General features: G+C 63.6%; 10 protein-coding genes. 7 read left to right on the top strand and 3 right to left on the bottom strand.

The genetic code is table 11. The features are described 5' to 3' along the window. A partial coding sequence (locus ABT24_RS13830) for a DUF3683 domain-containing protein (RefSeq protein WP_286738075.1) occupies positions 1–3,232 on the bottom strand: 3,232 nt, incomplete at its 3' end. A gap of 172 nt (positions 3,233–3,404) precedes the next feature. On the opposite strand from ABT24_RS13830, the gene ABT24_RS13825 reads away from it, so the two are divergent. Next, positions 3,405–4,772, top strand: coding sequence for an HD-GYP domain-containing protein (locus tag ABT24_RS13825; RefSeq protein ID WP_286738073.1), 1,368 nt, complete (start codon positions 3,405–3,407; stop codon positions 4,770–4,772). Between the two features lie 43 nt (positions 4,773–4,815). Here the strand turns inward: ABT24_RS13825 and ABT24_RS13820 are convergent, their stop codons facing one another. Continuing rightward, on the bottom strand, positions 4,816–5,496 hold the full coding sequence (locus tag ABT24_RS13820; RefSeq protein WP_013106923.1) for a YiaD family glycine zipper/OmpA-like lipoprotein: 681 nt from the start codon (positions 5,494–5,496) through the stop codon (positions 4,816–4,818). A 132-nt stretch (positions 5,497–5,628) separates the two neighbouring features. Between ABT24_RS13820 and ABT24_RS13815 the strand changes: the two genes are divergently transcribed. The 6 genes from ABT24_RS13815 to ABT24_RS13790 all read left to right on the top strand — a co-directional run bounded on the left by ABT24_RS13815 (position 5,629) and on the right by ABT24_RS13790 (position 11,056). After that, on the top strand, positions 5,629–6,489 hold the full coding sequence (locus tag ABT24_RS13815) for a ferritin-like domain-containing protein (RefSeq protein ID WP_013106924.1): 861 nt from the start codon (positions 5,629–5,631) through the stop codon (positions 6,487–6,489). Between the two features lie 239 nt (positions 6,490–6,728). Then, a complete protein-coding gene (locus ABT24_RS13810; protein WP_013124126.1) occupies positions 6,729–7,205 on the top strand; it encodes a 4Fe-4S dicluster domain-containing protein in 477 nt (158 codons plus the stop codon). Positions 7,206–7,230: 25 nt separating this feature from the next. Beyond that, a complete protein-coding gene (locus ABT24_RS13805) occupies positions 7,231–9,078 on the top strand; it encodes an aldehyde ferredoxin oxidoreductase family protein (RefSeq protein ID WP_276731217.1) in 1,848 nt (615 codons plus the stop codon). A 62-nt stretch (positions 9,079–9,140) separates the two neighbouring features. Beyond that, a complete protein-coding gene (locus tag ABT24_RS13800) occupies positions 9,141–10,427 on the top strand; it encodes an NAD(P)/FAD-dependent oxidoreductase (protein WP_276731215.1) in 1,287 nt (428 codons plus the stop codon). Positions 10,428–10,444: 17 nt separating this feature from the next. After that, complete coding sequence (locus ABT24_RS13795; protein ID WP_276731213.1) at positions 10,445–10,747, top strand: MoaD/ThiS family protein; 303 nt, start codon at positions 10,445–10,447, stop codon at positions 10,745–10,747. Positions 10,748–10,756: 9 nt separating this feature from the next. Beyond that, positions 10,757–11,056, top strand: a complete 300-nt coding sequence (locus ABT24_RS13790; RefSeq protein WP_276731211.1) for a hypothetical protein — start codon at positions 10,757–10,759, stop codon at positions 11,054–11,056. Here the strand turns inward: ABT24_RS13790 and ABT24_RS13785 are convergent. Further along, entirely contained in the window at positions 11,025–12,215 is a 1,191-nt protein-coding gene (locus ABT24_RS13785) for a glycosyltransferase (RefSeq protein ID WP_276731209.1), read from the bottom strand. The genes ABT24_RS13790 and ABT24_RS13785 overlap by 32 nt on opposite strands. Between the last annotated feature and the right edge of the window lie 269 nt (positions 12,216–12,484).

The raw sequence follows: 12,484 nt of genomic DNA, 5'->3' as shown, positions 1-12,484 counted from the left end.
TGAACAAGCGCTCCGAGCCGCAGCCCGGAAAATAGAACACCGCCTCGCTGTCCACCGAGGTGCCACGCGGGTTGCGGATGATGGGCACGAAATCCTTGTCTTCGATGTCGAGCAGCGCGCGCGCGGTTTTTTTCGGCAGGCCGCCCGGCATGGGCTTGTTGACGAAGTGAATCACCTGCTCGCGGATCGGCGGCTTGCCCACGGTGAGCTTGGGCGCCGCAGTCTGCGCCCGGGCGACGGGTTTGAGCAGGCGGGTGGCCAGGCGCTGCGCCTTGAAGCCCACGTCCACCATGGCGCTGCGCACCAGCTTGATGGTTTGCGGCTGAGTGGCATTGAGGAAGAACATCGCCGCCGCGTTGCCCGGCTTGAAGCTCTTCTTGCCCATTTTGCGTAGCAGGTTGCGCATATTCATGGTGACATCGCCGAAGTCGATGTCCACCGGGCAGGGCGTCACGCACTTGTGGCAAACCGTGCAGTGGTCGGCCACGTCTTCAAACTCTTCCCAATGCCGGATGCTCACCCCGCGCCGGGTCTGCTCTTCGTACAGGAAGGCCTCGATCAGCAGCGAGGTGGCGAGAATTTTGTCGCGCGGCGAATACAGCAGATTGGCGCGCGGCACATGGGTGGCGCACACGCTCTTGCACTTGCCGCAGCGCAGGCAGTCCTTCACCGAGGCGCTGATGGCGCCGATGTCGCTTTGCTGCATGATGAGCGACTCGTGTCCCATCAGGTTGAAGCTGGGCGTGTAGGCGTTGCGCAAATCGGCGGGATACGCCGGATCGTCGAGCAGCTTGCCCTTGTTGAAACGCCCTTCGGGATCGACTTCGCGCTTATAGGCGCGGAAAGCGCCGATCTCGGCTTCGGTGAGAAACTCCAGCTTGGTGATGCCGATGCCGTGCTCGCCCGAGATCACCCCGCCCAGGCTGCGCGCCAGCGCCATGATGCGGGCCACCGCGTCGTGCGCCTGCTGCAGCATCGAATAGTCGTCGGAGTTGACCGGGATATTGGTATGCACATTGCCGTCGCCCGCGTGCATGTGCAGCGCCACCCAGGCGCGGCTCTTGAGCACGCGCTGATGAATGGCGTCGATCTCGCGGCGCAGCGGTTCGAACAAGCCGCCGGAAAACACCGCCGCCAAAGGCTTGCGCAACTCGGCCTTCCAAGAGGCGCGCAGGGAATGATCCTGCAGCAGGTGGAACAGGGTGCGGTCTTCAGCACTTGCCCCCGCAGGCAGCGCCAGCAATGCAGGCGATGCAGACAACAGCGCGCGCAGTGCATCGGGCAGTTCCGCCAAAGGCCTGTCGAGCTGATCGAGATAGAACGACCAGCGCGCATGCACTGCCGCCAGCAGTTCCAGCGCCTGGGCGCGCTTGGCCTCCAAGTCTTCCTTGGACAGCGCAGGCTCGCCATCGGCCAGCTCTTCGTTGCGCGCCAGCGGCAGCGTGCCGCGCAGCGTCCGGTCGATCTCGGCCACCAGCGCCAGCTTGTTTTTCAGCGACAGCTCGACGTTGATGTGTTCGATGCCATCGACATATTCGCCCATGCGCGGCAGCGGAATCACCACGTCTTCATTGATCTTGAAGGCGTTGGTGTGGCGCGCAATGGCTGCGGTGCGCTTGCGGTCGAGCCAGAATTTTTTGCGGGCTTCGGCACTCACCGCGATGAAGCCTTCGCCCACCCGCGCATTGGCCATGCGCACCACTTCAGAGGCGGCGCGGGCCACGGCGGCTTCATCTTCGCCGACGATGTCGCCGAACAGCACCATCTTGGGCAGGGTGCCGCGCGCGCTCTTGGTGGCGTAGCCCACGGCCTTGAGGTAACGGTCATCCAGATGTTCCAGGCCAGCCAGAATGGCGCCGCCCGGTCGCGCGTCGAGAAAGGTCTTGATCTCGACAATGCTGGGAATGGCCTCGCGCGCCTGGCCGAAAAATTCCAGGCAGACGGTGCGTACATGCGGCGGCATTTTGTGCAACACCCAGCGGGCGCTGGTGATGATGCCGTCGCAACCTTCCTTTTGCACGCCCGGCAGGCCGGCGAGGAATTTGTCGGTCACGTCCTTGCCCAGCCCCTCCTTGCGGAAGCGCGCGCCGGGAATTTCCAGCAGCTTCTGCTCCAGCAAGGTCACGCCGTCGGCCGCCAAGGTGCGCACCTCGAAGCGGGCCACATCCACATCGTGAATCTTGCCCAGATTGTGGTCGAGGCGCTGCACCTCCACCCAGCGGCCTTGAGGATCGACCATGCGCCAGGACGCCAGGTTGTCGATCGCCGTGCCCCACAGCACGGCCTTTTTGCCGCCCGCATTCATCGCCACATTGCCGCCCACGCAGGAGGCGTCGGCCGAAGTCGGATCGACCGCGAACACCAGTCCGGCGGCGTCGGCCGCGTCGGAGACGCGCTGCGTCACCACCCCGGCCGGGGTCTGGATGGTGGGCACGGGATGGGCCACGCCGGGCAGTTCGAGGTATTCGACCGTGCCGATGCGGTCGAGCTTTTCGGTATTGATCACCGCGCTCTTCCACACCAGCGGAATCGCGCCGCCGGTGTAGCCGGTGCCGCCTCCGCGCGGGATGATGGTCAGCCCGAGCTCGATGCAGCCCCGCACCAAGCCGGCAATGTCGTCCTCGCTGTCGGGACAGAGCACGACGAAGGGATATTCCACCCGCCAGTCGGTGGCGTCGGTCACGTGCGACACCCGCGCCATGCCGTCGAAGCGGATCGCGCCCTGCGCGCTGTGCCGCCCCAGCACCTTGCGGGCGCGCTGGCGCAGCGCCGCGGCCTCGTCGAACCAGGCGGCGAAGGCGGCCACGGCCCCACGGGCGCGGTCGAGCAACTGACGCACCAGGGCGTCGCGCTGCGCGTCCGAGCTGCCACTGTGCGCGCTGTCGTCGCGGCGGCGGTCGATTTCGCGCAGGCGGTGTTCGAGCGCACCGATCAGCGCGGCACGCCGTTTGCGGCTCTGCAACAAATCGTCCTGCAAAAACGGGTTGCGCTGCACCACCCAGATGTCGCCCAGCACTTCGTACAACATGCGCGCCGAACGCCCGGTGCGACGTTCCTGCCGCAACTGGTTGAGCCAGTCCCAGGCTTGCTCGCCGAGCAGGCGCATCACCACCTCGCGGTCGGAGAAGGAGGTGTAGTTATACGGAATTTCGCGCAGGCGGGGGGCGGCATCGGCCGCGTCTGCGCCCAAGGCGGGCATCAATTCAGGAGCGTGTGAAGCGGGGGCGTTCATCGCAGCGGCGTCCGGCAGGCGGAGCGGGGGAGATAAACCACCATTGTAGGGAGGCTGTTATTTCCATATGAGAACCACGCTCAGGGCATTTTCGTGACAAATTTCACGCAAGCGCCGATCAGATGGTGCAACACAACAAACTCGGGAAATCCCTAGCTTCTATGCTGCCCGAATGGAAAATCTCAAACTCGCCGAACTGATGAGCGCCCTCAGTCACGCGCTCGACATGACCGAGGGCCAGCCCGAAGGCCACTGCGTGCGCTGCGCCTGGATCGGCATGTCGGTCGGTCGAGAAATCGGCCTGCCCGCTCCGCAGCAATGGGAGCTGTACTACACCCTGCTGCTCAAAGACCTGGGCTGCAGCAGCAATGCCGCTCGCATCTGCGAGCTCTACCTCGCCGACGATCTGCAGTTCAAGCGCGACTTCAAGCTGCTCGACGGCAGCCTGCCGCATGTGCTGCGCTTCGTGCTCGATCACACGGGTCTGCGCAGCGGCCTGGCCGAGCGCTTTCGCGCCACGCTCAACATCTTTCGCAATGGCAGTGACATCGCGCAGGAACTCATTCAGACCCGCTGCCAGCGCGGCGCCGACATTGCGCGGCAACTGCGCTTTCCCGAAAACGTCGCCCAAGGCATCCACGGACTGGATGAACATTGGGACGGCAGCGGAAAACCCGAAGGTCTGACGGGCGAGCACATTCCGCTCTACGCCCGGCTGGCCTTGCTGTCGCAGGTGGTCGATGTGTTTTTCACCGCCAGCGGCCCGGCCGAGGCGCGCGAGGAAATCCGCCGTCGGCGAGGCGGCTGGTTCGACCCTGAACTGGTCGATGCCTTTCTCGCCCTCTCGCAGCGCGAAGGCTTCTGGCAGACGCTGCGCGACCCGGATCTCGGCAGCCAGGTTCTCGCACTGGAGCCCGCGCAATGCTGCGTGCCGCTGGACGAAGACTATCTCGACGAAATCGCCGCCGCCTTCGGTCAGATTGTCGATGCCAAAAGCCCCTACACCGCCGGACACAGCGCCCGCGTGGCGCTCTATTCCGACCACATCGCCACCCAGCTTGATTTCGCGCCCGAGCGCCGCCGCTGGCTGTACCGCGGCGCACTGCTGCACGACGTGGGCAAGCTCGGCGTGAGCAATGCGGTGCTCGACAAGGCCGGAAAACTCGACGCGGCCGAATGGCAGGCCGTGCAGATGCATGCCACCTACACCGAGCGCATTCTGGGACGGATCAGCGCCTTCTCCGAGCTGGCCCCCCGCGTCAGCGCCGCGCATCACGAGCGGCTAGACGGCGCCGGCTATCCGCGCCGCCTTACCGCCGAACACATTGCGCTGGAAACCCGCATCATCACCACCGCCGACATCTTCGACGCTATTTCCGCCGACCGGCCCTACCGCGGCGCCGTGCCCATCCCGGAAACCCTGCAGATCATGTCCAAGACCGTGGGCACCGCGCTCGACCCCCAGTGTTTCGACGCGTTGTGCAAAGCCGTGGAACTGCTGGAGCGCCCGATACCGGAACCCATGGCCCTCGCCGCCTGAAGTGCAGCGCTGCTAGGGGAGCACCGCACAGGGAGGCACCGTCTCAGCGCTGGGCTGGCATGGCCACATAAATTTCCACCCGCCGGTTGGCGGCGCGGCCCTGCGCCGTGGCGTTGCTCGCCACCGGGTTTTGCGGGCCCAGGCCCTGGGTGGTGACGCGCTGCGGCGCCACGCCGCGCGACACCAGGAAATTCTTTACCGTCAGCGCGCGGTTTTCAGAAAGCGGGTAGTTGATCGCGTCGGTTCCCGTGTTGTCGGTGAAACCGAACACCTGCACGGTTTCAGACGGGTTCTGATTCAGGCCGGTGGCCAGGCTTTCCAGAATGGGATACATGCGCGGGTTGAGCTGCGCGCTGCCCGTGGCAAAGCCTGCATCGGCCGGCACGTTCATCTTCAGGCGGTTGTCCTGCGTCTGCGTGACCTGCACGCCCGTCCCCGAGGCCTGCGCCTGAGCCTGCAAGTCCTGCTTCTGCTTCTCCAGATGCTGGTTCCACAAATAGCCGCCCAAAGCGCCCACTGCCGCACCGGCCACAGCGCCAGTTGCGGCGCTCTTCCCGGTGTTGCCGCCCGCCGTCAAAGCGCCGATCACAGCCCCGGCAGCGGCGCCGATGCCCGCACCGGAGGCGGTGGTTTTCTGCGACTCATTCATGTTCGCGCAGCCGCCCAGCGACAGCGCGACGAGGCTGGCGGAGAGAACGACTGCCAGGGTTTTTTGGGACTTCATGAAGGGCTCCTTGTGCCAATGTGAAGAGGTCATACCTCGTGACAAGTTTAGACGGGTTGGGAGGTGGGTGAGGAACTGTGATGTCGAATTTTCAGTCTATGCTTGAAGCATGACAGGGTAGAAAGTCATCTTATGAACCGCGCCACTCCAACATCCCCATCCCCCGGCCGAAGCGCGTCAGACCATCAACCGCACTGGACGCTGGACTGGATCGATTACCCGCGTATCCGCACCGAGTCGGTTCACGACAACGTCGAACTGTTCTATCTGCTGGCCAGCGCTTCTTTTGTCGAGTCGGGCTCGGAAACCTACACCCGCAATCTGGTCGAACATTTCGACGCCTATCCCGCTATTTCCGACTGGCTGCAGCATCAGTGGGAACCGGAGGAACTGCAGCACGGCCGCGCGCTCAAGACCTATGTGCAGACCGTCTGGCCCGAGTTCGACTGGGAGGCAGCCTACGCTTCTTTTTTCAGCGAATACTCGCGCCTGTGCACCGTCGAAGAACTCGAAGATGACCGCGCACTGGAACTCGTCGCCCGTTGTGTGGTGGAAACCGGCACGGCCACTTACTACCAGACCCTGCGCGACTTCACTTGCGAGCCGGTTCTCAACGAACTGGCCGAGCACATTCGTGTCGACGAGGTGCAGCACTACAAGCACTTTTACCGCTACTTCAAAGAGATCAACGCCGAGCGCAACCTGTCGCGCGCACGTATTCTCGGCGCGCTCAAGCGTCGGCTGGCTGAACTGCGCACCAGCGACTCCGACATCGCGCTGCGTCACGTCTGGCTGTTCCAGCCCCACTTCGATGCAGTCGGCGATGTACCTTTCGAGCATATCTGCCAACGTCTGTACCACCATGTGGGCGCGCGGCTTCCGATGGAGCAGGCGGTGAAGATGCTGCTCAAGCCGCTGGCGCTGCCGCACCGTATGGAGCATTTGATCGAGCGGCCTTTGACCCATCTGGCGCGGCGGGTGATGGCCGCGTGAATTCGGGCGCGAAAGCCCGCCGCGAGCTTCGTGGTTTCTCCCGTTGAACAGCAGGTGGATAACGCTCCGGCACATACCCGAGCGCCCTAGTCGGGCAAAGCATTTCGCCCGCTTTCACCCTTCAGAACCACGGCCTATATTGCGATGGTCAAAGCCGCATCAGGCCCGTTCGCAGTAAGTACCGGGCGTGCAGCGCGGTCAAGTGGCTCAGATGTCCATAACAATCGAGGAGATGCAAGATGCAAAAGTCCCTGCATATCGACCCTGACAAGTGCACGGGTTGCCTGCAATGCGAGATGGCCTGCTCGTATGAAAACTACGGAATTTTCAACACCTCAAAAAGCCGCATCAAGGTGTTCGACTTCCATGAGACTGGCCGCAAGGTGCCCTACACCTGCACCCAGTGCGACGAAGCCTGGTGTCTGCACGCCTGCCCGGTAGAGGCCATCAAACTCGACGCCGCCACGGGCGCCAAGGTCGTGCTCGAAAATGTTTGCGTGGGCTGCAAGGTCTGCACCATCGCCTGCCCATTCGGCACGGTGAACTATGTCGCCGATACCGGCAAGGTGCAGAAATGCGACTTGTGCGGTGGCGAGCCGGCCTGCGCCGAAGCTTGCCCCACTGGCGCCATCACCTATATCGATGCCAGCTGGACCGGCTTGTCGCGCATGCAGCAATGGGCCGACAAGCTGGGCAACCAGAACGCCGCGGCCTGACCGCAACCACATTGAGGAGACGACCATGACCTGGGCCGGAAAAATTCTGCGCGTGAACCTCACGCAAGGCACCATCAAGAGCGAGCCGCTGAATAGGCAGTGGGCGCGCGAGTACATCGGCCAGCGCGGGCTGGCGACCAAGTATTTCGTCGAGGAGGTCGACGCCAAGGTCGATCCGCTCTCGCCCGACAACAAGCTGATTTACGCCACCGGGCCGCTCACCGGCACCATGGCGTCCACCGGCGGGCGCTATTCGGTCATCACCAAAGGCGCGCTCACCGGCGCGATCGCCTGCTCCAACTCCGGCGGCTACTTCGGCGCCGAGCTGAAGATGGCGGGCTGGGACATGATCATCGTCGAAGGCAAATCGCCCAAGCCGGTGTATCTGTCCATAGAAAACGACAAGGCCGAACTGCTCGACGCCTCGCCGATCTGGGGCAAGACCGTGTGGGAAACCGAGCCCTGGATCAAGAACCATCACCAAGACCCGCTGATCCGCGTCAGCTCCATCGGCCGTGCGGGTGAAAACGGGGTGATGTATGCCGCCATCGTCAACGATCTGCACCGCGCCGCCGGTCGCTCGGGCGTGGGCACGGTGATGGGTAGCAAAAACCTCAAGGCCATCGCGGTGCGTGGCACCCTGGGCGTGGGCAATGTGCGCGACCCCAAGGCGTTCATGGCTGCGGTCAACGCAGGCAAAAAAGTGCTGCACGACAACGCGGTCACCGGCCAGGGGCTGCCGAAATACGGCACCCAGGTGTTGATGAACGTGATCAACGAAATCGGCGCCCTGCCCACGCGCAACCACCGCGACGTGCAATTCGAAGGCGCGAAAGACATCTCCGGCGAAGCCATGCACGAGCCGCGCAAAACCGATGGCAAGCCCAATCTGGTCACCAACCAGGCGTGCTTTGGCTGCACCATCGCCTGCGGCCGCATCAGCAAGATCGACGAACACCATTTCAGCGTCGAGAACAAGCCGCAGTATTGGGGCGCATCGGGCGGTCTGGAATATGAAGCCGCCTGGGCGCTGGGCTCGGCCAACGGCGTCAACGATCTGGAGGCGCTGACCTACGCGAACTTCCTCTGCAACGAAGACGGCATGGACCCCATCACTTTCGGCGCCACCGTGGGCGCGGTGATGGAGTTGTACGACATGGGCCTGCTGACCAAGGAACAACTCGGCGTGGAAGCGCCTTTCGGCTCGGCCAAGGCTCTGACCTACTTCGCCGAAATCACCGCCCGGGGCGAGGGCTTCGGCAAGGAACTGGCGCTGGGCAGCAAACGCCTGACGGCCAAGTACGGCCACCCGGAACTGAGCATGAGCGTCAAGGGCCAGGAATTCCCAGCCTACGACTCTCGCGGCATTCAAGGCATGGGCCTGGCCTATGCGACCAGCAACCGCGGCGCCTGCCATCTGCGCGGTTACACGGTGGCTTCGGAAGTGCTGGGCATCCCGGTCAAGACCGATCCGCTGGTGGCCGACGGCAAACCCGAACTGGTCAAGGCGTTTCAGGACGCCACCGCCGTGTTCGACTCTGCCGGCATCTGCCTGTTCACCAGTTTCGCCTGGACGCTGGCCGACGTGCAGCCGCAGCTTGCCGCCGCCTGCCTGGAAGAGTTCACCATGGACGAGTTGAACACCATAGGCGAGCGCATCTGGAACATGGAGCGCGACTACAACAACCGCGCGGGCTTCACCGCCAAGGACGACACCTTGCCGCCGCGTCTGCTCAGAGAGCCCGCCAAGACCGGCCCGGCCAAGGGGCTGACCAACAAGCTGCCCGAGATGCTGCCTCGCTATTACGAGCTGCGCGGCTGGACTCCGGAAGGCACGCTCAAGCCCGAAACCCGCACGCGGCTCGGGCTTTGACTTGGACTCCTTCCCCACTGCGCGGGGGAGGAGTCTGACAGCGCGAGATCGAGGCAGACCCCATGAAACATCACATCATCATCGGTAACGGCCCTGCGGGCGTCGTTGCTGCAGAAACCCTGCGCAAGCACAGCGCCACCGAAGACACCATCACCCTGATCGGCGACGAAGAAGGGCCGCCGTATTCGCGCATGGCGATTCCCTACCTGCTGCACGGCGACATCACCGAGCGCGGCACCTGGCTGCGCAAAGACCCGCAGCACTTCAGGCAGATCGGCGTCAGCCAGCGCCATGCGCGGGTGAAGTCGCTCGACGCGGCGCGCAAAACCCTCATCCTCGAATCCGGTGAAACGCTGTCCTTCGACACCCTGCTGGTCGCCACTGGTTCCACGCCGACGCTGCCGCGTATTCCCGGCATCCACGCGCAACGGGTGCATACCTGCTGGACACTGGAAGATGCCCGCGCCATCACCCAGTTCGCCGTGCCCGGCGCGCGGGTCATCCAGCTTGGTGCGGGCTTCATCGGCTGCATCATCATGGAAAGTCTGGTGCGCCGCCGGGTGCAGCTTACCGTGGTGGAAATGGGCGACCGCATGGTGCCGCGCATGATGGGCGAAACCGCGGGCGGCATGATCCGCGACTGGGTGCAAGACAAGGGCGTGACGGTGCACACCGGCGCGCGCATCGAGTCCATCGAATCCAACCCCAGCGATATGGCCGCCCCGCTGGCCGTGCGCCTGTCCACCGGCGAACGTCTGCCCGCCGATCTGGTGATTTCGGCGGCCGGCGTCAAGCCCAATATCGGTTTTCTCGAAGGCTCTGGCGTGCATTGCCTGCAAGGCGTGCTCACCGATGAACACCTGCAGACCAATGTTCCCGGCATCTTTGCCGCCGGAGATTGCGCCGAGGCGTTCGACATGCTTTACGGCAAGCCGATGGTCAGCGCCATCCAGCCCAACGCGGTCGATCAGGCTTATGTCGCAGCGATGAATATGGCCGGTCGGCGCACCCAGCTGCGCGGAGTGACGCAGATCAACGTGCTCGACACCCTGGGACTAATCTCCAGCAGCTTCGGCCAGTGGCAGGGCGTGAAGGGAGGGCAAGGCGTGGAGCTGACCGACCGGGCAGGATACAAACACCTCAGCCTGCAATTCGAGGGCGATGTGATGGTGGGCAGCAACAGCATCGGCACGACGCAGCACATCGGCGTATTGCGCGGCTTGGTCGAAGGCCGGGTCAAGCTCGGGGCCTGGAAAGACCGCCTGCTGGCCGACCCCACCCGCCTGATGGAAGCCTACCTCGCCAGCGCGCAGGCGCAAGACCGTCGCGGCGATACGGTGCATCATTGAAGGCGATTCAGCCCCTCATGGATACGCCCGCCTCTTCCCCTCTTGCCCAGGCTCAGCCCCAGACTGGCGTGCAAATCACGCTCAAGCTGATGGCCACCTTGACGGACTATCTGCCGCAGCCGCGGCAGGGCCATCAGATCACACTCAACATCGCGCCGGGCACCACCATTCAAGACGTGGTTGAGCGCTTTCGCCTGCCCTGGAAGCTGGTGCATTTGGTTCTGGTGAATGGTGTTTATATCGCGCCAGACCAGCGCGACACCCGCGTGCTGCAGGAAGGTGAAACCCTGGCGATCTGGCCGCCCGTCGCTGGAGGCTGAGCACACTTCATGTACGGCCTAGGCGCCCCGGCTCATTGCGAACTCGATATGGCCATCACCCGCAGCGCATTTGCGCGGCAGCTATCGATGGCGTTCCCCACTCTGCGCGCCGACGGCCCGCAGGCTTACTCAGGGCATGATGCAGGTTGCGACTGGCACATCCGCCTGCATCCTGCCGAGCCCACCCGGCTGGGGCTGATCGTGCTCGAACGCTGGCTGGCCGAGGTGTCGCTCACTGCCGCAGACCCCGCCAAGCGCAGGGCGTGGTGGCAGCAGTTCACCGCCCATTTTCAAAAAGGCGGGGGGTAGCGCCCATCAAGCTCTGCGCATCAAGCTGCACCTGCTCGGCGCTTCGCAGAATGTCTTGCAGAATCTGCGGCACCTCGAAAACCGCCCGGTTGCGATACGCGGCCACGCGCGCGCGGCTCGCGGCAAGATCGTCGAGAAACGCGGGCAGCGCCGCCTCGATGCCGCGAAAGCTTGGCAGCACCAAGCCGAAGCCATTTTCACGCACCCAATCGGTGTTGTAGCGCTCCTGCGGCATAGTCCAGGCGTTGCGCGTGACGATCACCGGCAGGCCCAGATGCAGCGCCTCGCTCAAGGAACCGGGGCCCGGCTTGCCAATGAAAAAATCGCCCAAGCGCATCACCTCGGCCACGGCGCTGGTAAAGCCCATCACATGGCGCGGCGCGGTAGTCGGCAAGGCGCGAAGCTTGGTCGCCAGCTTGGCGTTGTGACCGCACATGAAAATGAGTTGAACATCGGGCAGGCGCTCGGCGATGGCCAGCATGCTGCGCGAGCCGTGCCCCCCGAACATCACCACCCCCACCGGACGCTGCGGATCAAAACCCAAGGCCTGCAGGCTGGCCGCCCGGTCGAAATCTACCGGTTCGGCGTAGAAATCGGGGCGAATGATCATGCCCGAAGTCGCATGCACTTTCTCGGCGGCGAACCCGGCCTGCAAAGCCTGCTGCACGGCATGCTCCGAGCCGCAGATGAGGTGCTGGTCTTGCCCCTGTTCCATCCAGAAATGAGGCGGGAAATCGGCCAGGTCGGTCAACAGGGTCACATAGGGCACGCCGGGCAGAGTGGCCGTCAGGCTTTCGAACAGCGAACGGTTGAAATTGGGAATCAGCGACACCACCAGATCGGGCTCGGTGCGCAGCCAGTGCAGCTTGAGAATTTTGAGCAGGGTGGGGTGCAGCAGCCGCAACGCCCCTTGCAGCAGTTTGAGTTCGTGCCTCAGACCGATGGTGAGGCCGCGCGCCAAACGGGCGTTGTAATAGTCTTCCGGAGAAAAGGTGTATTTGCGTAGCGTGCCCTGCGGGTCGAGCACGTCGGTGAGGTTGACCAGCCGAACCTGCCAAGGCAAACTCGACTGCGCAATGCTTTTTTCCAGGGCCAAGGCCGAAGCGCGGTGGCCGCCTCCGGCGTTGAAATAAATCAGATCGATGTTTTTTGTGGGCATGATGTTTTGCAGCGAACCAGAAGATATCTACTTCATGTGACGAAATTACCACGTCATGGTTTCACGGTGCAGCGGTAATTTTGTAAATTTCGCGCAGACCGGATTGAGAAAATGCGCAAAATCAGGTTCCATATCGCGTGACGATGGAAATAAATCCGCTCTTCAGCCCCTTAGGGATGGTGTCCAAAAAGCGTGAACGGATGAACGGCTGGAGACGGGATGGCGTGTAATGCAGTCGGACCGCGATGTGGGGCCGAAAGCGCCTGCCC

It is taken from the genome of Thiomonas sp. SCN 64-16 (assembly GCF_001725585.1).
GTDB classification, from domain to species: domain Bacteria; phylum Pseudomonadota; class Gammaproteobacteria; order Burkholderiales; family Burkholderiaceae_C; genus Thiomonas; species Thiomonas arsenitoxydans.
This window is presented reverse-complemented; position numbering and strand designations above follow the sequence as displayed.